Annotated in this window: 20 protein-coding genes; 10 read left to right on the plus strand and 10 right to left on the minus strand. The window is 58.6% G+C overall.

What is annotated here, in order from left to right; translation table 11 throughout:
* Positions 1 to 406: 406 nt before the first annotated feature.
* Positions 407 to 1,066 (plus strand): ParA family protein, encoded by a 660-nt coding sequence (locus ACIQXM_RS17795; RefSeq protein WP_400934005.1) that lies wholly within the window; start codon positions 407 to 409, stop codon positions 1,064 to 1,066.
* Positions 1,067 to 1,305: 239 nt separating this feature from the next.
* Positions 1,306 to 1,560 (plus strand): hypothetical protein, encoded by a 255-nt coding sequence (locus ACIQXM_RS17800; protein ID WP_400934008.1) that lies wholly within the window; start codon positions 1,306 to 1,308, stop codon positions 1,558 to 1,560.
* Between the two features lie 69 nt (positions 1,561 to 1,629).
* On the opposite strand, the gene ACIQXM_RS17805 is transcribed toward ACIQXM_RS17800, so the two are convergent.
* From ACIQXM_RS17805 to ACIQXM_RS17830, 6 genes are all read right to left on the minus strand, one after another.
* Positions 1,630 to 3,462 carry a MarR family transcriptional regulator gene (locus tag ACIQXM_RS17805; protein WP_400934131.1) on the minus strand — a complete coding sequence of 611 codons (1,833 nt, stop codon included), beginning with the start codon at positions 3,460 to 3,462 and terminating at the stop codon, positions 1,630 to 1,632.
* Positions 3,463 to 3,674: 212 nt separating this feature from the next.
* Entirely contained in the window at positions 3,675 to 3,908 is a 234-nt protein-coding gene (locus tag ACIQXM_RS17810; RefSeq protein WP_400934011.1) for a hypothetical protein, read from the minus strand.
* 575 nt (positions 3,909 to 4,483) lie between these two features.
* Positions 4,484 to 5,893 (minus strand): chromosome partitioning protein ParA, encoded by a 1,410-nt coding sequence (locus tag ACIQXM_RS17815; RefSeq protein WP_400934013.1) that lies wholly within the window; start codon positions 5,891 to 5,893, stop codon positions 4,484 to 4,486.
* Positions 5,894 to 5,958: 65 nt separating this feature from the next.
* Positions 5,959 to 6,528, minus strand: a complete 570-nt coding sequence (locus ACIQXM_RS17820) for a hypothetical protein (RefSeq protein ID WP_400934015.1) — start codon at positions 6,526 to 6,528, stop codon at positions 5,959 to 5,961.
* 11 nt (positions 6,529 to 6,539) lie between these two features.
* Positions 6,540 to 7,628, minus strand: a complete 1,089-nt coding sequence (locus tag ACIQXM_RS17825) for a CHAP domain-containing protein (protein WP_400934018.1) — start codon at positions 7,626 to 7,628, stop codon at positions 6,540 to 6,542.
* A gap of 4 nt (positions 7,629 to 7,632) precedes the next feature.
* On the minus strand, positions 7,633 to 7,842 hold the full coding sequence (locus ACIQXM_RS17830; protein WP_400934021.1) for a helix-turn-helix domain-containing protein: 210 nt from the start codon (positions 7,840 to 7,842) through the stop codon (positions 7,633 to 7,635).
* Positions 7,843 to 8,003: 161 nt separating this feature from the next.
* On the opposite strand from ACIQXM_RS17830, the gene ACIQXM_RS17835 reads away from it, so the two are divergent.
* From ACIQXM_RS17835 to ACIQXM_RS17870, 8 genes are all read left to right on the plus strand, one after another.
* Positions 8,004 to 8,609: a DUF6668 family protein gene (locus ACIQXM_RS17835; RefSeq protein WP_400934135.1), complete on the plus strand. Its 606-nt coding sequence runs from the start codon at positions 8,004 to 8,006 to the stop codon at positions 8,607 to 8,609.
* Between the two features lie 30 nt (positions 8,610 to 8,639).
* Positions 8,640 to 8,936 carry a hypothetical protein gene (locus ACIQXM_RS17840; protein ID WP_400934024.1) on the plus strand — a complete coding sequence of 99 codons (297 nt, stop codon included), beginning with the start codon at positions 8,640 to 8,642 and terminating at the stop codon, positions 8,934 to 8,936.
* A 16-nt stretch (positions 8,937 to 8,952) separates the two neighbouring features.
* Positions 8,953 to 9,690 (plus strand): hypothetical protein, encoded by a 738-nt coding sequence (locus ACIQXM_RS17845; RefSeq protein ID WP_400934027.1) that lies wholly within the window; start codon positions 8,953 to 8,955, stop codon positions 9,688 to 9,690.
* A gap of 130 nt (positions 9,691 to 9,820) precedes the next feature.
* Positions 9,821 to 11,020 (plus strand): hypothetical protein, encoded by a 1,200-nt coding sequence (locus ACIQXM_RS17850; protein WP_400934030.1) that lies wholly within the window; start codon positions 9,821 to 9,823, stop codon positions 11,018 to 11,020.
* Entirely contained in the window at positions 10,995 to 12,512 is a 1,518-nt protein-coding gene (locus tag ACIQXM_RS17855) for an SCO6880 family protein (RefSeq protein WP_400934033.1), read from the plus strand. Before ACIQXM_RS17850 ends, ACIQXM_RS17855 begins: the two co-directional genes overlap by 26 nt.
* Entirely contained in the window at positions 12,513 to 14,105 is a 1,593-nt protein-coding gene (locus tag ACIQXM_RS17860; RefSeq protein WP_400934037.1) for an ATP/GTP-binding protein, read from the plus strand.
* Positions 14,102 to 15,850, plus strand: coding sequence for a type IV secretory system conjugative DNA transfer family protein (locus tag ACIQXM_RS17865; RefSeq protein ID WP_400934039.1), 1,749 nt, complete (start codon positions 14,102 to 14,104; stop codon positions 15,848 to 15,850). The genes ACIQXM_RS17860 and ACIQXM_RS17865 overlap by 4 nt, the downstream gene beginning before the upstream one ends.
* A gap of 6 nt (positions 15,851 to 15,856) precedes the next feature.
* Complete coding sequence (locus tag ACIQXM_RS17870; protein ID WP_400934043.1) at positions 15,857 to 16,318, plus strand: DUF4913 domain-containing protein; 462 nt, start codon at positions 15,857 to 15,859, stop codon at positions 16,316 to 16,318.
* Between the two features lie 71 nt (positions 16,319 to 16,389).
* On the opposite strand, the gene ACIQXM_RS17875 is transcribed toward ACIQXM_RS17870, so the two are convergent.
* From ACIQXM_RS17875 to mobC, 4 genes are read right to left on the minus strand one after another with little or no spacing between them, the layout of a single operon-like run.
* A complete protein-coding gene (locus ACIQXM_RS17875; protein ID WP_400934047.1) occupies positions 16,390 to 17,145 on the minus strand; it encodes a hypothetical protein in 756 nt (251 codons plus the stop codon).
* An 11-nt stretch (positions 17,146 to 17,156) separates the two neighbouring features.
* Positions 17,157 to 17,936, minus strand: a complete 780-nt coding sequence (locus tag ACIQXM_RS17880; protein ID WP_400934051.1) for a hypothetical protein — start codon at positions 17,934 to 17,936, stop codon at positions 17,157 to 17,159.
* Positions 17,937 to 17,946: 10 nt separating this feature from the next.
* On the minus strand, positions 17,947 to 19,542 hold the full coding sequence (locus ACIQXM_RS17885) for a relaxase/mobilization nuclease domain-containing protein (protein ID WP_400934056.1): 1,596 nt from the start codon (positions 19,540 to 19,542) through the stop codon (positions 17,947 to 17,949).
* Between the two features lie 4 nt (positions 19,543 to 19,546).
* Positions 19,547 to 19,942 (minus strand): plasmid mobilization relaxosome protein MobC, encoded by a 396-nt coding sequence (gene mobC / locus ACIQXM_RS17890; RefSeq protein ID WP_400934060.1) that lies wholly within the window; start codon positions 19,940 to 19,942, stop codon positions 19,547 to 19,549.
* Positions 19,943 to 20,073 lie beyond the last annotated feature (131 nt).

Genomic DNA, 20,073 nt, shown 5'->3' on the forward strand with positions numbered 1-20,073 from the left:
GGAGTTCGGAGTCTGCCCGTGATTCGGCGCCATATCTGTTGATCCCCGGCTCCCAGAGTCTCGGACTCTGTGAGTTCCTGACTCAGTGAGTTCTTGGAGTCTGTACTTATCGCAGCACACTGTAAGCGCCGGCCCGGATTTAGTGGTCACGAACCGACAAGTCAGCTCACAGAGTCTGTGACTCCGAGTATTCGTGACTCTGGCACTTGGAGAACCGACTTACAGACTCTGCGTGTCACGGACTGAAATCCCATCAAAATCAGTAAACGGCTGATAGCTTGGTTCAATCGCATGCCGGCGACCACGGGATTAGCAGTTCCCATCTTTTGTGAACCCCGCTCAGTTCGAGCGTGAACCTATCCTTCGTTGTCGGTGCCCAGCAGCTCAATGACAGAAGGAAGCATCAATGAGGGTCGTCGCCGTCATCAACCAAAAAGGTGGTGCGGGTAAGTCCACCACGGTGATGAATCTGGGCGCCGTTGCGGCGGAGCATTCCAAAGTCCTCGTCGTTGATGTGGACCCACAAAAGTCCGTGACTACCTGGGCTGAAACCGCAGACCAGCTTCCAGAGAGTAAGCAGCTGCCCTTCGACGTCGTAAGTGAAACTGATCCCACTCTGCTTAAACAGATGCGTGATCTCGACTACGACACGATCTACGTTGATACTCCGGGGAATCTAGACAACGCAGAAGTCCTGAAAGCCGTCGTAGACAACTCGGACTTTGTCCTGCTGCCCAGTGAGCCCACTGCCTTGGCCATGCTTCCTCTGATCAACACTTTTACCTCCATCGTTCAACCCAGCGGCCTGGACTATCGGATTTTGGTCACACAGGTGGATTCCCGTTCCATTAGCGACGCGACCGAGGCGCAGGAGACCCTCCGGGAGTACGGGTTGAAGGTCTGCAAGTCCTACGTCCGCTCGTACAAGATTCATGAACGCGCTCCCATGACGGGCAACGTCGTCACCACATATGAGACAAGCCGGAATGCGGAAAAGGCAGCCGGGGATTACAAGGACGTCGCCAGAGAGCTGCTGAGCATCTGGGTGAACGGGAACAGGGGATAGGGGCCATGGCCGTTAAGAGAAGCTTCAAGGACATGTTGCCACCCCTTGCCACCGCAACGGCGGCAACACCGATCCCAGCACAGCCGGAACCGCAGGTTTCGCCGCCGGCCGCGGTCCCGCCGTCTGTGAAACCAAACGGCCAGCAGGTCAGACTCCAGACCGCGGCCAAACCGGCTCCGGCTGCTGCTCCCACGCAGACTGAGGTGCAGCAAGCATCTGCTGCCAGGGGGGAGGAGGGCGTGCCTACAGCCTCGGTGCGCCCCCACTACACACAGCTTGTGCGCAAGGAACTGCGGGTTTTTCAGGACCAGGCGATGGACCTGAAAATCCTGACTATGACGATTAACAACAACAAGCTGGGCATGGGGGAGCGGATCACGGATAACACCCTGGTCCGGGTGGCCATTGACCTGCTGCTGGAGCGCAAGGCCGACCTATCGGGCACCACGGAGAGCGAACTGCGTGACTCCTTGAACCTGCCGCCGCGGTACTAGGGACGCGCTGCGTCCGTAGAAAGCCATTCCTCACTGCCATAACGCCTCAACAAATCCCTGACTCACGGACTAACAGACTCTGGCAGCCCTACCTTTAGCGGGGAAAGCCAAATCAGCCAAGGACAACTCATCGGGGGGGCCCTCAAAGTTCTCCCACGGATAGTCGTCTTCGGGCGCTGGCAGGAGTAAAACAACGTTGGCGTGGCGGGAGAGCCATTCCCGCCACTGGGCACGCTGAATCCGGTAAGTGTGGATCTGGGCTGCTACGGCCTCGAGGACCCCGAAGTATTCGGCCAGGGTGTTCAGGGAGGTTCCGGGCACCACAGACCAGCCAGTAGTCCGGGAGATTAGGTTCCAAGCTGCGAGCATGTCCAGGGCCTCGGTGACTGCGGTTCTGGATAGTCCGATGGTCCGGACGACATCCATAGTCGAGAGGGGGACCGGGGAGTTCTCCAGTGCCTCGTATACGAAGGCTGCCGGCAACCCCAGTTCCCGAAAGACCGGGCGCAGGGCATGCACTTTCCCCTTCTTCCATGGCAGCTCCTGCGCGGCCTTCAACGTGGCTTCTGGAATGGTCAGCATGTAGAGATCGCCCTTGGTGCCGCGGCCGGCTTCGAGAAGGACCACCAGGGGATCCGTCTCGGCGCGCAAGGCACGCAAATGGAAACCAACAGTGGTGTGGTCCATGCCAGTGGCCACGGCCAGGGCCCTGTCACCGAACTCAATGTGCCGGCTCGCACTCTTGTGTGCGGCTTCACCCAGAGCCCGCAGTACCATCCTCCGAGCCATACCCGCCCGGTTCTGGTACCGGGATTCCATCAGGCTCAGGGCATTCCGCCAGGAACGTATAAAACGATGCTCATTGTCGTCAGTGAGAACCGCCGAGTTACCACCACGTAAGCCCCCCGCCTGTGTGGGGGGCTCGCTTGTGGGGGATATACGGACATTATTCTTTTCATGTGGGTGATCCTGGTTTCTTTGCACGAAGCTAAGGGCTTTGCGCCAGTCCCGCTGCAGTGCCGCGGCCCGGTGGCGGGCCGGATAACGAGCGTAGAAAGAGGCTAGTCCTGGCCAAAGTCCCTGCTTCATCCGGCGTTGAACATCCGTAATTGCCAGTCCTGCGGCGGCTGCGCCGGCGATAACACCCTGGCGTGCCTCGGAGTCGGATTGGTACCGGTTTACCTCGTACAGGCCGGTGACAGCGATGCGCTGCATGGCACGGGACATCCGCAGGGTTTGTTCGACTCCGGCCGGAGCAGGAGCTTCCAATGCTGCCGGGGCTGCCTGTTCCATCCTGTAGGCGCGGGCGGCAGCGATGTCCCGGGCCAGCTCGGCTGTGAGCGCTCTCCAAACGTCTGCACTGTTCCGTCGGCGGGCGACGTCATAGGCCATGGACAGGCTCATGGCCAGCATTTGGTGTCCACCCCGCTTGTGGGGGCTGCCGGGGGTGCGCATGCAGCCGTGCAGCAGGTTCTGGTGCGGGGTCTTATCCAGGGTCCTGAACCGGGCCCCGAGAGCCTCAACAAGATCACGGGCCTCGGAGAAGCTCACACGCTGAGCCAGGGGTATGTAGAGGTGGCGGCCGCCGTTGGGGGAGTAGTCCTCAATCCAGCGGGCACCGACACTGTGCAGCAACGATTGGGCGGCCCGGACGTCGGCTTCGACCCAGTCCACTCCGGCGATGGAGGAATCAAAGTCAAGGAAGATGGCAGCGCAGGTTCCGTCCCTGCCGAAGATCCGCACGGCGGCCGGATAGGACGGCAGCCCCGGCGTCAGGTCCCGCTCGAAACGCTGCGGATAGGACCGGCCGCCGTCCTTGGACAGGCGCACGCGCGGCTGTCCGGCCAGCAGCGGAGCCAGGGATGACCAGAGCTGCGAGGGTTCATCGCGCAGCGTGGACACGCTCGACACGCTGTGACTCTGTGAGTCTGGCAGTTCGGAGGCAAGCTGATGTACGATGGTGTTATTCCCCTTTACGGAATGAAAAAGGACCGGCTCTCCCCTAACAGGAATGACGGTTACAGAAAAATCGACTTTCGGCCTGCGTCGCCGGCAAGCTTGTCAGGCGAAAGTCACATACTTCGAAGGCCCGCTATCCTGCGGGCCTTCTGTGTTTAAGCGATACGGCTGATGGGAAGTTCCTCCTGCTGCTGGTGGATTCTGTCCAAATCGGTCTTCTCGATACGCTCGGCTACAACACTGGCCACCCAGTCGCTGACGTACCTGTAGCCTTCGGCGGCAGCGATTTCACTGACAACTTCTGCTTTGTCGGTCGCCAGGCGGAAGCCAATGAGCTTACGGTCTCCCTTGGAGCGGCGCCCAACACGCTTCGGTCCTTCAGCGGTCATGATCTTGTCCTTACATATCCGGCCCCTGGGGGAGGGCTTTCAGTCCATCTCAGTCTGAACAACATCGGCTGGCCGGGTGGCCCAGGATGATCTAAAAACTGTTTCCTATACCTAAAACTATCACCGGGCCCCAGCCACCTCCCGGATTAAGGGAAAACAGAAACTCCAACGTGTCGCAAGAAGTGCTGACTGGTTTTACGAACGTCGTGCCTCTTTGAGGATTGACTCCTGACATCCACAAATGTGTACATGGGAGTACATCAGCCTGAGCAATACAGGGGGAGGCACGGATCCCTGTGAATGAGTCACCGGTTCTGATCCCGCGCCTGCTACTTGACATAAGGTAAGTTATCGGCTGCCGTTCAGATATGCTCTGCACTGCCGTAGGCCGTCTACTGATGTGTCTGCTCGAATTGCTGCTGCTCTTCCGGAAAATGCTTGTCTGATTCCTCTTCGATGAGGACCTTGATTGGCCATCGCCTCTACCGTCGCCCCGGAGCCTTGGTGCAACAGTTGCTCGGCATGAGGCGCATAGCGCAGCCCCGAATGCCGCCGGCAGCAGTGTTCCGGATTGGTCATTGCAGTCCCTGAGCCACGGCAGCAGCAGCGGCGAGCCATGCCCGCTGTGTGGCTGGCTTCAAAGCAGCGTGCCGAATGCGCCCTGCTTTGAGAGCCTGGTCGTAAGGGACAGTAACGACTTTCCGGACGAGCGGTAAGAAGCCATCAGCAATTCTGCGCGCTTCATCGCCGTCTTCGGGTTTCCACTGGGAAATGATGACCACTGCGTTCTTTGCCAGTTGTGCGGAATGTTCGTCCCTGGCTGCAAGGGTTTGTAAAGTCAGTTTCGCAGCCTCTGCACGGTCCTCCATGGTTGTCGTAGGTACGACCAGCTGATCAGTGTGAGCGATCATCGCACGCCAATTCGCAGCCCTGGCCGTGTTACCGGAATCCATGATGATCATTCGGTAATACTTCGCTGCCACGGAGTACACGGCATCCACCTCATCGGCAGAAATCTCGTGATCCCCTTCGTCATTCTCATCAGAGCGCAGAACGTCGTATTTGTCTTCGGTCTGATGGTGCACGTAGTGGGCAAGCAAGGCGTTGTGAGCCAAAGGGGAGAGCAACTGATCTTGGTCTCTTAGGAGATCCAGCACGCTCGACGCATGTGGGCCTTGCTCGGTGCGCCACCCGAGGGTGCCTTGATTTTCATTGTTGTCCCAAGCCAACACACCGCCGCCGCCATAGCGGGCAAAAACAGCAGACAGGGCTGCAACGGTCGGGGTCTTGTTGGCTCCGCCCTTGCGGTTAACCACGGCAATCGTCCGGGGACCGGGCCAATGTTGGGATACGGCGCGAATATCCGAGCGTTCGACCATTTCCAATTTGGACGGACCCACGCGCAGTCCCAGGCGGGTGAACATACCGCGGAATCCCTGGGTTGCTGGCAATACCAAAGGAGCGCTGGTAAGGAATGAGGTTTCCTTCAAGCTACGGCGGGTTGGGACTTCCGGTGCCGGTTTAGTTGGTTGAACCACTTGCAAGGGTGACGCCAGAGCTGGGGCTGGAGATTTTTCTGCACTCGGCACTATGGGGATGCTGGAGGATTCATGAACTGCTAAAGGTGCTGCTGGTGCTGGTTCTGAGACGCTGGAACCCGGCATCGTCATAGGAGTAGCCTTGCCTACCTTACTGCCCCGATGCCGCCGGCCTTTGGTCTCCGGAGCGATTTCAATGATGTTGCCCTCTGGATATACCACCAGCTCCCCGTCTCCTTCTGGTCCCTCGGTGTAGACGCGGACCGGACGGCTGAGGACCCAGGCCAGATCGGTAATGATTTTCATAGCCTCACGCCGCAGGGATGTTTCGTCGGGCGCATCGAGGGGCCGCGAATTGCCGGAAATAACGACTTCTCCGGTGCCGTTCGCCCGGACTATTGCCTGCACATGGGGAAAGTTGGAAATTTCGGTCTGATTGGTAGTCACGGGGGTCTTCCTCACGTCTGGTCCGAATCGGTAAGAGCTGAGCGACAAGCATGTGGGTTGGTCTGTTAGTTGACTCCTTCTGGTGGGTAGAGGCGGTTGACCTTCCACGGCTCTTCCTGGCCCTGCCGTAGGAGCTGCACTCTGTAGTCACCTACGTCCGTGGGAACAGTGGCCAAAACACCGAATCCATTGGTTTCGTCTATGTCTAAAACGGCGGGTCCGGTCACCTTTGTGACGGGAACGTTGGCCGGATCTACCGCTGAGTATGCTGTTGTGGCCTTCGGAGTGAGCCACCGGGCAAAGTCATTGGCCCATTGGGTTTCCTCCATCCCGGGCCGGGCAAAATCGTTGAGGGCATTCACGGCGACTTCTTTGGCTGCTTCTTCGTCCTGGGGAAGCCACTCGGGGTTGTCCGGCACGTCTGAGTCAGGTGCTTGGGGGCCGTCCCCCGCGCTGAGCGTCGGCGTATAGGTACTGCTGGGTATTGGTCCCAGGCTGGCTGTTTCGTCGGCGTTGGCCCCACTGCTGTCACCGCTGAAACAGGCTGAGCAGAGAAGCACCGCAGCGGCGGTTGCGGCCAGCTGAGTAACCCTCGGCCGCCTTTGCCGGGGCTTCATGGCTGCAGGAGCTTGCATAGGTGTTCTCCTTAGTAGTCGCGGGGAAAGTAGAGGTAGGCACTTACCTCATCTGGTTGGATATTTCGGGTGCTGTATTTGTGATCATTTGGCGGGATCATGCCGTTATATTCCTCGATCGCAACGGTGCCGTCGTCGTTGATGGCCGACACTATCGCTACATGGCCAACCGAGCCGGCTCCGCCGACGTTCGCAGCGTAGTAGGCAACGGCGCCGACTTGCGGCTGTTTTCCGGTTGCCCAGCCCTGCCGGTTCCAGGCATCGATCCATGTTTCGGCGTTGCCCAGAACAAGGTTTGAGTTATGGAACTTCCACGGATCGCTTGTTACCCCGGCCATGACGTTCAGCCTCCATAATGCGAAGTCCGTGCATTCACGGTTGTACATCCCAAGAGGGGACACGGCCCCCGAAGGGCACAAGCCTCCGATGGGACAGAAAACGGCGTTCGACCAGGGCAGGTCGTCACCTGCTCCGGGGACCTGGGGGCCGTTTGTAAGACATTCCTCAAGTCCCTTAAAGTCGGCAACGGCTTCGACAACCTGAATGGCAGCATCCCAGTACCGCGTGTAGTGGTACGGATCCGCGTTGCGTTGGACCCGGTGCGCTGCTTCGCTGGGGGAAAGGGACTCCCAGCCTTCGACTTTTTGAAGTGCTTTGAAAAAGTTGGTTGCACTGATGGTGGCATCCATTCGATCTTCATAAGATCCCCACGCACCGTTATCTCGCTGCTGGAAGAGACCACGGCTGTCTGGTCCGGGGCCGTCGCCGCGGTCCAGGACTTTGAGGCTGGACTCTCCCATCGCGGTCATTACACCGACAGTTTGTCCTTTAACGCTGAGGTCCAGAGCTTTTCCGGCACTAACAATGAGGGAAGCGTTAACCAGCTGGTCACCGGAGTAGCCGGCGACTCCTGCGGGTGGAAGATCGCCAAGATCTGCGTCTGACTCACCTGTGGGTGTGCATTCGCTGCCAGCGGCGGGGGGCTGCTGTCCGCCTATGAGGAGAACGAAGACAAGGATCAGGCCGAAAAACAGCGCTGGCACTGCTGCCAGCGCTGTATAAAAGACGCCCTTGGACTTCAACTCATCCCCCAAAATCAATTGGTTAGTCCTGCTGCTGGTTGGAGCCTTCCATTAGCTTCCCTTTAAGGTCGTCGCGGAGAATGATCCAACTGCTACCGAACTTGTAAGCGGGTATTGTTCCGTCTGCCAAGTACTTGTAGGCAGTCTTCTTCGAGATCCCAAGAAGCGCTGCGGTCTCGTCAATCGAGAGCTTTTCCGGATACGGCGCAAAGAGAGCATCAAGATCGCTCACAGTGCTGCCACTCCATAGCATGGCTCGACAGTACAGCACATCTTCCACATTTTGGAGTGATCTTCCATGATGTTCCTCTCGGTGGTACTTTGAAGCAAGTAGAAGAAACCCAAATCTCCAACTCTTTACCTAGAATCATCTCTGATCGATGGGGGGGAAAGATGGATCAGCGGGCAAACGCATGGATTGCGGCCGTAATATCGGTGCCGGAAGCGGTCGAAACCGCGTCTATACCAGTTTCACAACCACCGATCACGGGTGCCGCTTTACCGCAGAAGGGGATACCGGAGCCTGACGCGGCAGACCGGCTTGTCCGTAGGTACTTTTCGGGATCTTCCTCAGTGTGGATAGTGGGTGTGCATGGAGGAGCAGGAGAGAGCGCGCTGACGCATTTGATCGACGGTTCGCGTTCCACTCAGCACGCTTGGCCGGTATTTAAGGACACGGATGAGGCCCCGCGTGTCCTGTTGCTTTGCCGGTCCAATCGGGCCGGCTTGGAAGCAGCACGGCGGGCACTCATTGAATGGGCAGCTCCAAACCAGCTAAACGTCGATCTGCTCGGGTTGGCTGTGATGGCCGATGCTCCGGGAAAACTCCCCAAGCTACTCCGCGATCTGGAAACCATCGTTGGCGGGGGTGCGCCCCGCCTGTGGCGGTTGCCATGGGTGGAAACGTGGAGGACAGGCAACGTGCAAGCAGAACACCTGCCGCGAGAAATCAGGAAGTTCATCACAGATATAAGGTCACTGCTACCTGACAACCGGTAACAGTGCCGCATCTAAATGAAAGGCGCCATCATGCTTCACACCGCAGCTCTTAACCTTCAGATTCTTGGTCTAAGCGTCCTCACAGAGGTTCCCAATCCCGGAGGCGGTGTGGCGCCTCCCGGATCGGAGGGACTGCTCAAGATTTTGCAGTGGGCCGCCTGGATTGCCCTCGCACTGGGCGTACTTGGCGTCATCATCGCCGGTATCACCATGATGATTCAGGTACGGCGCGGGGAAGGTGGTGAAGGACTGGCGAAGTTGGGTTGGACCCTCGCCGGCTGCGTCGTGGTCGCTGGTGCATCCGGACTCGTTACCGCTTTCGTCTAACAGTCAGGAGAACACCGTGAGTGATGTAGCTCCAGAAGGCTCCAAAAGGAGTCCATTTACCCGCCCCGGCTTCATTCTCTCCGCGTCTCTGGTCCTCGTTCTGATGGCGGCAGTAATCGTGATTGCGTTCCTGCCAAACGGAAACAATAACCAGGGGATAGGGGAAGCGGGGCCAACCGGTAAGGCAACAGTTTCGGCGTCGGCGACCCCCACAGGGGATGGGTTAGGGGATAGTATCTGCGGTCTCCCAGGGAGCATGGATACTGCGCTCGGTGCTGCTCCGCAGAGCGACTGGGAACTTATAGGAAAAACAGCGGTGCCAACCGCACCTAAAACTGCAGGGCCGGGCGTCGTCAACAGTGACGGAGTACGGTCCTGCTTCGCTAATTCCCCGGTAGGAGCTCTGTATGCCGCAGCAAATATTTTTGGGTTGGTAACTGCCGGCAACCAGCAGGTGGTTCTTGAAGAACTCGCCGGGGACAGCGCTGCCAGGGACCAGCAGCTGGTTGATCTGAAAAACAGCACACCGGAGCCGGTATCAGCTCAGATAGGGGGCTTCAAAATCCAGAACTACACCGGTTCTTCAGCGACGGTGGATCTTGGAATCGAACTTGATAGTGGTGCGGTTGGTTCCGTGCCCGTTCCTCTGATCTGGGAAAACGGGGATTGGAAACTCAACGTTACTCAAGGTGGAGTGACAGGCTCTCAGCAACTTATTGATCTGAGTGCCTACATTCCCTGGTCCGGGGTTTGAGGTGGAAGGGGGGAAAGACTGCGGACTACTGGGTGAAAAGTGCTGGGTCGGTAACTGGGCTGGCAACGTTTTAGCAGATGGAATCGAGAGTCTGGCCCGTGTCATCTCCGAGGCGTTAGGACAGATTGTTGTGAGCCTCGCTACCTTCTGGGTTAAGTTGCCAACTAGCAACCTCACGTCCGATGGCGTTAACCCGAGCCCTACAGTCTCTTTCCTGCAAAGTGGGCTTTGGTACTGGACAGCAGCCCTGGCCGTTCTTGCAGTGATCATCGGTGGCGCCCGTATGGCTTGGGAACAGCGTGGAGATCCCATCAAGCATCTGGTCCGTTCCCTCCTGACACTGACCCTAGTTTCAGGGATGGGGTTGGCCGTAATCGCTTTCCTCATCACCGCTGCGGACGGTTTCTCTACTTGGATTATTAATGAATCCACCAATGGCAAAGGGTTTGCCAGCGCAATCCAGAACATGATCATCACCGGACAGGCGGATACTGCAGTTTTCATGGTCATCATCATGGGCCTGCTCGGAATAGTCACGTCGATAGTTCAGATTGTGCTCATGGTTATCCGAAGCGGGATGTTGGTTATCTTGGCAGGGATTTTGCCAACCACGGCGGCGTTCACCAACACCGAGATGGGTAAGCAGTGGTTTCAGAAGGCTATCGGCTGGACTCTCGCTTTCATCCTCTATAAACCTGCTGCCGCGATCGTCTATGCGGCGGCTTTCCGCCTCATAGACGGCGGTGGGCTGGCATCATCCGCCCTTCTGAACTCAATTACGGGACTGGCCCTAATGGTTGTTGCCCTCTTGGCCTTGCCCGCCCTGCTGCGGTTTGTGACCCCCATGGTGGGAGCTGTGGCAAGCGGTGGCGGCGGGGGAGGCGCAGCGGCTATGGGCGCCGCAGCTGCAGCTGCCATGCCGTCCGGCGCCAGGTCACTCGGTTCCGCGGGGAGGGGCAGGGGCAGCATGTCGCCTACTCCGTCCAGCAGCTCGGGTGAAGGAAGCAGCAGCAAATCTTCTCCTTCAGGCAGTTCCCCCACTAGTAGCAGTGGAGGAGTAGCAGCGGCTGCCCGCTCAACAGGAGGCAGCAAGGGAACTGGTGCAGTAGTTGGCAGCGGTTCCGTGTCCAGCGGCTCTTCCTCCGGTCGTGTTGCTGCCGGTGGTGGTGCAGCTTCCGGCGCGACCGCAGGCGCCAAGGCCGGAGCTGTGGCCGGCCCTGTTGGAGCCGCAGCGGGCGCAGCTGTTTCCGTTGCAGCAAAGGGACAAGAAGCAGTTAAGCAGGTTTCAGACGAAGCGGCAGGGGATGGTCCTAGTGGCAGCAACAATTAGTGATTACAGGGAACCTACCTATGGAAACTGGAGGGTTCCCCGCTCAGCAGGACTAGGGAATTTTGGGGCTATCGGGACAGGACTGATCCTTGTTGGCCTGGTGTTCGGAATCCTCTCCTTTGCCATCTGGAACCTCTTCGTCGGCCTTGGGGTAATGGGCGCTTTCGGCATCGGGGTTGTTTTGCTCACCATCAAAGACAAACACGGTCAAACAGTTATTGATCGATTAGGTGTACGAGCTGCCTTCAGCCGTTCCCGCCGTAAGGGAACAAATCTCTACCGTTCAGGCCCTCTTGGCGTCACTGCATGGGGTATGTATCAATTACCGGGAATCTCGTCCAAGTCCCGGTTGTATGAGTTTCAGGATTCCTATAAGCGGCCATTCGCCATGCTCCACATGCCAACCACCGGCCATTTCACTGTCATGTTCTCTACCGAACCCGACGGTGCCTCACTAGTTGATCCAGAGCAGGTTGACGACTGGGTATCGAATTGGGGCGGCTGGATCTCCGCGCTGGGTAACGAGCCAGGAATAGAGGCCGCTTCAGTAACGGTGGAAACGGCCCCGGACTCTGGCTATCGGCTCCGCAACGAAGTCGAAATGAATATTGACGATGATGCCCCTGATGTTGCCAAAGAAATGCTGCGTGAGGTCATCCACACGTACCCAGAAGGCTCCGCAACAGTTCGGGCATGGATCACCCTTACTTTCAACGCCACGATGCGCGCAGGTTCCCGGAAGCGTGAGCCGGAAGAAGTAGCCAAGGATATAGCCTCACGGCTAACTCACTTGTCCCAGCGGTTGCAGACTACCGGCGCCGGAGTCGCCCGTCCTATGAGCGCTCAGGAGCTGTGCGAGGTTGTCCGTGTGGCATATGATCCGCCCGCGGCACTGGTGATTGATGAAGCCCATGCAGCCGGACACCCCGTGGAACTGACGTGGGGAGAAGTCGGCCCGTCAGCTGCTCAAACCAACTGGGATAACTACCGCCATGAAGGCGCCTGGTCTGTTTCCTGGACAATGAGCGGTGCACCTCGGGGCTCAGTGCACGCTAATGTGCTTTCCAACCTTCTCGCTCCCCACGCTGATGTGGATCGTAAGCGCGTAACGATGCTGTACCGGCCTATGGATGCGGCGCGGGCCGCTCAAGTTGTAGAGCGAGATCAAAATAATTCGAACGTCCGTATCACGTCAGGCAACCGCCCATCGGCTCGAGCCCTGGTCGATGCCCGTGCGGCAGTCCAAACCGCCGAAGAGGAAGCTCGGGGAGCGGGTCTGGTTAACTTCGGACTAATCGTCACCGCGACAGTCAACGGTCTGGAGCGCTTACCCGAGGCGGTCGCCGCGATTGAGCTCACCTCCGGTGCCGCCAGACTATTGCTACGCCGGGCCTACGGAGCACAAGACACCGCTTTTGCTGCTTCGCTGCCGATTGGATTGGTCCTTCCCAAACACGCCCTCTTGCCCTCAGAAGTTCGGGAGGCACTCTAAATGGCTCGTATGAAAGTGCTGTCCAAGCGGCACCATGCGGAACCGACTGAACCGGAAAGAAACAAGCAAAAGAACGAGCCTGTTATCCGGGAAAAGGTTCCCGGAGCCCGTGGATGGCGTGGCCGTGGTGGCGGAGCCGTAGCCTTGATTCCTTCCGTGCGTGAGTACAGAGGGACGACAGTGCAGGTGTGCGGGCTCTGGCCGTTCTCCTCCGGTACATCCTCGCCCATGATCGGTGTGCCGATTGGTCGGCATGAGGAAACTCAAGCAACAGTTTGCTGTGATCCCATCAGTTGGTTTCAGCGTGCACGGCTCATTTCGAACCCATCGGCATTCATCCTCGGTAAGCCGGGGCTGGGAAAGTCCACTCTGGTCCGCCGCATGATGCTCGGCCTGGCAGGACAGGGCACTAACCCGCTGGTCCTTGGAGATCTGAAAGGTGAACACGTTGACTTGGTAAGAGCTGCCAAGGGCCAAGTCATCGCCCTCGGCCGAGGACGCGGATATTTGAACATTCTGGATCCTGGACAGGCCATTGAAGTCGCTCAACTGCTCGAGGCCAAAGGGCATGAGGACGCTGCAACGCGGGTGCGTGCCGATGCCCACGGACGCCGCCTCAATATGGTGATAGCGCTCATTACGATCAGCAGGAATCAGCCACCAACCGACCAGGAACAAACAATTGTAGACAGGGGCCTGCGCTGGCTCGATGAACATTTCGAAGGTATCCCGGTACTTGGGGATCTGTTGAAAGTGATTCAATCCGGCCCTGACGAACTACAGCAAGTAGCCCTGAACCGTGGAGACTGGGCCCTGTATCAGGCTGAGACAAGAGCATTGGAAGCAACCCTGCTCGGGCTGACCGGCGGCGGAAAACTCGGCGAAATTTTCTCCCGGCACACCACCAACCCGATGCAACGGGACCGCGCCGTTGTCTTTGACGTTTCCAGCATTGATGAGACAGAAACCGATCTCCAGGCTGCAGTGTTGTTGGCCTGCTGGTCCTACGGGTTCGGCACGGTCAACGTAGCGAATGCCCTGGCCGATGCTAGTTTGGAGCCACGCCGCCACTACTTTGTAGTGTTGGACGAACTCTGGAGGGCTCTTCGGGCAGGCAAAGGCATGGTTGACCGGGTGGACGCTCTAACACGGTTGAACCGCTCAGTCGGTGTCGGCCAGGTAATGATTTCCCACACGATGAGTGATCTGCTGGCTTTGCCGGCCGAAGAGGATCGGATGAAAGCGCGCGGTTTCGTGGAACGCTCCGGCATGGTCATCTGCGGTGGTCTCCCTGCCTCCGAGATGAAGTTGCTGGCCCAAGCTGTTCCTCTGTCGCGGCAGGAACAGAGAAAGCTCATTGATTGGCAATCCCCTCCCGCATGGGACTCACGCGGCCTGGATATGGAGCCACCCGGGCGAGGGAAGTTCCTTATTAAGGTCGGAGGACGGCCCGGCATTCCTGTGCAAATTGGACTAACTCGCGTTGAGGCAGCGCTCAATGACACGAACAAGCGCTGGCACGATATGCCTGCGGACGCACCTCTCCTGGCGGAAACCGCAGCGGTTCCGACGCTGACAGGAGATCCGGCATGAGCGCACCGAATCGTAAACGGGCCTCATCGGGGAGTTATACCGAGGGCATCCTTTTGTTCTCGGTCATGGGCTTGGCTGCCGCGCTGCTGGGCGGGGTATGGATATCCGCGCACTGGGGTTCGTCGTTGGCCGGGGTATCTGCGCCTCCGACTCATCCGATAGAACTGGTGGCAGGACTTCTCAAGCAGGAGATTCCCTGGCCGGTACAGGCAACAGTTATTGCCGCTGGCTTCGGGTCCATCCTGCTTGTGCTGGCGGTGCTTGTCGAGGTGCTGATAATCCGTGCCGGAAAGAAACGTACTCGGGTTGACAAGGCCGCAGTCCACATGGGCCGGGGCCGGGACCTTGACCATCTGTCCACCAAGGGCGCGAAAGCTACTGCTGAGCGGCTGGGCGTTGTGGATTCAGTAGGTCTTCCGCTTGGACGGACTGTGAATGGAAAACGGCCCCTGTGGGCGTCCTGGGAAGACATGCTGATTCTGATTGCCGGTCCCCGAACGATGAAAACCACCTCCTACGCTGTGCCTGCGATCTTGGAAGCACCGGGTGCGGTCATAGCCACCTCCAACAAACGCGACATTGTGGATGTAACACGTTCGGTCCGCAGCGAGGTGGGAGAAGTGTGGGTCTTCGATCCTCAGGGCGTAGCCGAGGAAGAACCCACCTGGTGGTGGAATCCGCTGAGCTATGTGACGGATGAAGCGACCGCCGCAAAGTTGGCCACGCATTTCTCCGTTGGCTCTCGGGATCCAGGTGCCAGAACAGATGCCTACTTCGACACCGCCGGACGGAACCTGCTCAAGGCGTATCTGCTGGCTGCCGCGCTAGATCAAAAGCCCATTACACAGGTCTACACATGGCTCACCAAGCCAGCTGATGACCGCCCGGCTCATATTCTAAGAGAGCACGACTATGAAATGCTGTCCGACACCGTTGTAGCCCGATTGCGGGAGCCGGAAAAGCAGAAAGCCGGAGTGTTCGGCACTGCGCTGGAAATGGTGTCCTCTCTCACCGACCGCAACGTCGGCAAATGGGTCACCCCAGGTCCAGGGTCTCGCCGACCTGAGTTTGAGCCCGACATGTTTGTTCGTGGTCGTGGCACCCTGTACAGCCTTTCCCGCGAGGGGGAAGGGACCGCCGGGCCTTTGGTCACAGCCCTCACGGTTGCTGTAGTGGAAGCCGCCGAACAGTATGCAAACTCTCAGCCCGGAGGGAGACTAAAACGTCCTCTCCTTGGGGTCCTGGACGAGGCGGCGAACGTCTGCCGATGGAAGAGCCTTCCCGATCAGTACAGCCACTACGGTTCGCGTGGAATTATCCTCATGACCATTTTGCAGTCGTGGTCCCAGGGCGTTGAGGTCTGGGGCGTGGAAGGGATGCGCAAACTTTGGTCAGCGGCGAACGCCAAAATCTATGGCGGCGGTGTATCTGAAGTTCAGTACCTCGATGAACTGGCCCGATTGATCGGCCAATACAGCTACATCAACGTTTCCCGCAGCTCTGGGAAATCCGGCCGGTCCAGCTCACGGCAAGAAAACAAGGACGACATTCTTTCCGTCTCCGACCTGACCTCACTGCCGCGTTTCCGGGCGATCCTGCTGGCTTCGGGAGCACCCGCCACAATGGTCGAAACCGTTCCTTGGATGAAAGGTCCCCATGCACAGAAGGTCAACGATTCGTTGGTGTCTCATGGCCAGGTCGAGCGCGGACCTCTCGATCAGCCTTTGAGCGTTGAGCGGAGGTAGACCGTCATGAGTGACTTCACCAAAGAATTTGATCATAGCTTCGGCGATGAGTCCGGTCCGGAAGAAAGAGTTCCACCTTCCAATGAGGCCCCGGGAGAGCCGGCGGAAGCGATCCGGCCGGTGAGGGAACCTCTCTATTCAAATCCTCTGGATTTCTTCGTCAATGTGCTCGGTCCCTCTTATGTCCGGGAGGTCAACGGAGGTTCTGAGTTCGTGTGGTGCCCCCAGTGGTACAAACATGTTGAAGCGCTCTCCCGTGTGGACTCGCTGTGGCGTGCCTGGGAGTACCTGCGCAGCGAGGGTGCCTTAGGAATGAGTATCTGGTGGATCCACCACGCTGACCCCCATATGAGAATGCTGATGGCTCCTAACGGGGCTTTTAAGAAGTGCACATATAACGGTCACGCTGCGCGTCCGGAACTGCCTTCGCTGCCCCATGTTGAACCTGAGGAATCGTTGTATCCCTAAGGTCATCGGTGCAACGAAGTGAGGCCCCGCCGACGGCGGGGCCTCACTTCGTTGCACCGGGAGGACACGGTTCAGCGTTTCAAACCTCTTTCAAAGGGTCTGCTCACTGCCGGTGGTTTCTTCATCAGGGATGTCTTTCCTACCGTCGGCTTGGAGCTCACAGCCGCGCTCGGGGGTGTTCCCTGGTGCTGGTCTGCCGCCAGGCGGGCATTCACGGCTTCCCTGTCGGGATGGCCGTCGAGGCTCCTTGCGAGCTGTTCCCTTCGTTCCGGAGAGTCGTAGGCTGGCTCTGATGGAGAGCTGTGGCGTGTGCGGTCCTCCCGGTTGGCGCCGGCCACCGCGGCGCCGGCCAACACTTCGTCATTCCGCGCAGCGGCTGCTTTGGACCGTTCGTTGTCGGCCTCATGGCGTGCCGTTTGGGCTTGGGCGAGAGCTGATGAAATGCCCTGCTCTGTGGCTCCCGGGTTGTGAACGTCTATTCCATAGCGGTCCTGTATCTGAGCCTTGATCGTTTCCGCGTGCTCGGCTGCAACCGGGTCATATCCTTTCCACGCTTCTGCTGTTTCGTGGGCACGTTCAATCATTTCTGGTGTTGCCTTGTCCCACCAATCATTCCGGCTTGTCGGGTCCAGCTGGGCGCGGGCTGCTGCCTGGGAGGCATCGAACCGGTCCTGCAGCTCTCTGGCCCTTAATTCTTCTGCCTGCTGGATATGGCGCTGTTGCTGTTCGCGCATCCTTGCCAGCTGTTCTCCAATCCTGGCTGCTGCCATGAGGCCGGCACGAAACCCGCCTCCAACGGCATCTTCAATTCCATCCGATTCACTCATGAGTTATCCCCTTACCTCTCAATTCCTCGTTGGGTCTCTTGTGCTGGTCCATCCTCCGGTGCTGGGTAAATGGTCGGTGACGAACCTCGTGTCGGCGGTGTGGACTCCGGCAACCCTTCACGGCTTTGTCCAACAATCAACCGTGCTCTCAGGGTTTCGTCGTCTAGGCCCGGATGCTCTGTGCGCAGATTCTCAAAGGCCATAGGATCGACGGCCACTCTGCCGGAACCGGGTATCCAGGGATCCCGGTTACTTTGCAGGGGGAAGTGCTCGGGGTACCCATGCGCGAAGGCCGGATGCTGTGCGCGGATGGTTTCCAGAGTGCGCTGCGCTGATTCCAAGTATGTTGCAGCGGCACTCATAGAATCGGCCAGTGCTTTCGCGTCGATGCGCTGGAAGCTGGCGGAGAGTATCTCTACGGGATCGTTTGGACGGGCAGAGAATTCCCTAGGCCTCGGGGGAATTTCCAACTCTTGTAGCTGTCGCTGCGTATAGTACGTCCCGCTGCTAGCCAATCCGACTTCAGTGTTCATTTGTCGGAACGGGGAGTTTAGCTGGGAGTCGCGATCAAGGTGAAGGTCATAAATTTCTTGGATATAGCCTTTACCCTCTTTCATCACTTCCTCAATCAGAGCCTCCGTTCTGAAGGGCGCAGTGACATAGACGGCAGACTTCTGCTCATAATTGGCCCATCTGACGATGGCCAGGTAATCCTCTCCTCGGTGCACTCCCTCATCAAAGGCGGCCCTTTCCCCGCCGGCTACATAGTCCACTCCACTCAGTTCGCTCATGACCTATCCCCTATCGCTCTAGCCCTCGCTGGGTCTGTTGCTCTGATCCATGCACCTGTCCGCTATGAACAGTTGGTCCCTCGCCCCGTGTGAGCTTTGTCGGCACAGCAGAGCCTTCACGGGAGCGGCCGGCAACCAGACGTGCTCTCAGTGTTTCCTCATCCAGGCCCGGATTCTGTGCCCGGAGCTTCTCCAGGGTCATCGGTTCACGCTTCACCGTGTGTGCTGATGCGCTGGCTTCGACGGCCTTAGTGGCAGCGATTACCGACGCCGACAAGCCTCTTACCCGGTTCAGGTCTCCCGTGGCTTTGTGCATATCGTGGATAGCTTTGGCCGTGGCTGCGAGCTGGCGGAACATCAGGGCATAAGCTGCCCGGTCACTCTTGGAAGTAGCAGCCAAAATGATCATGGTCGCTCCCCGGGCTGAAACCTTCCCGGCTTTTGGCGTGGCCGGCGGGTACCGGCGCAGCTGGGCGGACTTTGCCAGCTCCCGCGATGCGGCGGCCAACGGTCCCGGTGTGGTTTCAATTCGTTTAGACCACGCACCAAACGCTGCCGACGTTTCCCGGGCTGCAAGGGCCCAGGCCTGGTGATCGTTGTACAGAGTTGAAGCCAATTTCTGACGCAGCTCTCCAACTTCATTCGCGTGCTTCTCCCACAGCTCAGCACTGGGAGTTGTGGTCTCTCTGCCCGGGGCGACAACACGCTTGTTCCGTGCTGCTGCCGTCCACTCGCTAACTGCTTCAGTTGCGTTCTGCGGTGTGCTATCCCAACCCTCGCGTAGCTTGGGCAAACTCAGGTCTCTGCCCATCGAATTGCCTCCGTACCAGATGGCCCGTTCCCCCTTGGGAGGGCGTTTGGCAACGGAGTATCCGGTCACTACATCCGAACGCCCCGCTGCGAAACGAGGGCGAACCAGCAGCCCTTCCTGACGTGCCCGACGTACAAACTCCGCTTCGGTGACGGATGCCGTAGCGCAGACACGGACTGTTCTGGCTACGGTGTGCCGTTCCGGTTCCGGATTCCCTTGTCGTCGTGCTTTCTCCAGCTCAGCGGGCTTGACGCCGCGCTCGGCACGAACGGAACCAATCTCGTTCAGTCCGTACTTCTTCTCCAGCTCACGCGAGACCTGCTGGGACTTGTACTTGGACTTCCAGTCGTTCCATTTCGTTCCATCGTCTCTAACCATCGAGGCAACAATGTGGATGTGATCGTTGCCGTTCTTACTAACGCCGTGCCGCACTGCAGCCCACTGTGCCGGTGCTTTGCCCCCGTCACCGGTGAACCCCATCGCGGTCACATAGTCGTTGGCTATATCGCCCCACTGCTGGTCTGTAAGCTTGCCCTCTTCCGCACTCAAACTGAGTGAGCAATGGAAGACGTGGCCGCCGGGAACCTCCGTTCCGTAGAACTGCCTGGCACGGTCAAGGCTGTTGGCAATGTCCAGGGCTGAATCACGGTTAAGCTCGCTGTCGTCGTGCCACGCCATCAGCGCTGCGTCCCCCGCTACGAGGTGCGGATCTTCATGCTCGTTTGCCCGCCCCGGGCCGGCAAGATACACCATGAGTCCGCTCATCCGGTCACCCTGGACGATGTTCGGAATCATGGTTCTACCGTCCCGCCATAACGGCAAGTAAACGGTCCACCCGGTGAATAATGTTCTTGGCATGGGTAATGGATGCCGCCGCATCAGCCGGGATCTCTCCCTTGCTGTTGGCGTGCCGTGCAACCTGGTTGACGTTGTTCGCCACAGTTCCGACAAGACGGGCAAGATTGGACAGTTCCATGAACTGGTTCCGTCGCTCGGAGGGGGTCTCCCCCGCCTCACTCAGTGCCGCCTCCACCAGTAGCCTGGCAACCGTTACACGGTGCTTCTCCGCGAGCTGCACCAGCCGAGCTTCTTCCTCGGGTGAGACTTTCACGATGTGGCGATGCACTCTGCCGCCCTCAACGTTGGCGCGGCGGCGGCGCGACTTCCATCCGGCTATACCGGTGTCTTCGCTCATGTGTCCTACCGCCTTTCAAAGCCAGCGCAGCGAACCCGGGAATCCGGGGACCACACTGCACAGTGTGCAGCACCCGACACGACAAGTCGAGGGTAGTTTCAACTTAGGGCACCTAAGTTCCCAGCTTGCTC

It is taken from the genome of Arthrobacter sp. NPDC097144 (assembly GCF_044762205.1).
GTDB lineage: Bacteria > Actinomycetota > Actinomycetes > Actinomycetales > Micrococcaceae > Arthrobacter_B.

Bases quoted from the DNA above. Each gene is read 5' to 3' on its own strand.
- ACIQXM_RS17865 (WP_400934039.1), top strand. From the start codon at position 14,102: ATGAGCGCACCGAATCGTAAACGGGCCTCATCGGGGAGTTATACCGAG.
- ACIQXM_RS17885 (WP_400934056.1), bottom strand. From the start codon at position 19,542: ATGATTCCGAACATCGTCCAGGGTGACCGGATGAGCGGACTCATGGTG.
- ACIQXM_RS17840 (WP_400934024.1), top strand. From the start codon at position 8,640: ATGCTTCACACCGCAGCTCTTAACCTTCAGATTCTTGGTCTAAGCGTC.
- ACIQXM_RS17810 (WP_400934011.1), bottom strand. From the start codon at position 3,908: ATGACCGCTGAAGGACCGAAGCGTGTTGGGCGCCGCTCCAAGGGAGAC.
- ACIQXM_RS17795 (WP_400934005.1), top strand. From the start codon at position 407: ATGAGGGTCGTCGCCGTCATCAACCAAAAAGGTGGTGCGGGTAAGTCC.
- ACIQXM_RS17875 (WP_400934047.1), bottom strand. From the start codon at position 17,145: ATGAGTGAATCGGATGGAATTGAAGATGCCGTTGGAGGCGGGTTTCGT.
- ACIQXM_RS17860 (WP_400934037.1), top strand. From the start codon at position 12,513: ATGGCTCGTATGAAAGTGCTGTCCAAGCGGCACCATGCGGAACCGACT.
- ACIQXM_RS17820 (WP_400934015.1), bottom strand. From the start codon at position 6,528: ATGCAAGCTCCTGCAGCCATGAAGCCCCGGCAAAGGCGGCCGAGGGTT.
- ACIQXM_RS17870 (WP_400934043.1), top strand. From the start codon at position 15,857: ATGAGTGACTTCACCAAAGAATTTGATCATAGCTTCGGCGATGAGTCC.
- ACIQXM_RS17880 (WP_400934051.1), bottom strand. From the start codon at position 17,936: ATGAGCGAACTGAGTGGAGTGGACTATGTAGCCGGCGGGGAAAGGGCC.
- mobC (WP_400934060.1), bottom strand. From the start codon at position 19,942: ATGAGCGAAGACACCGGTATAGCCGGATGGAAGTCGCGCCGCCGCCGC.
- ACIQXM_RS17855 (WP_400934033.1), top strand. From the start codon at position 10,995: ATGGTCCTAGTGGCAGCAACAATTAGTGATTACAGGGAACCTACCTAT.
- ACIQXM_RS17835 (WP_400934135.1), top strand. From the start codon at position 8,004: ATGGATCAGCGGGCAAACGCATGGATTGCGGCCGTAATATCGGTGCCG.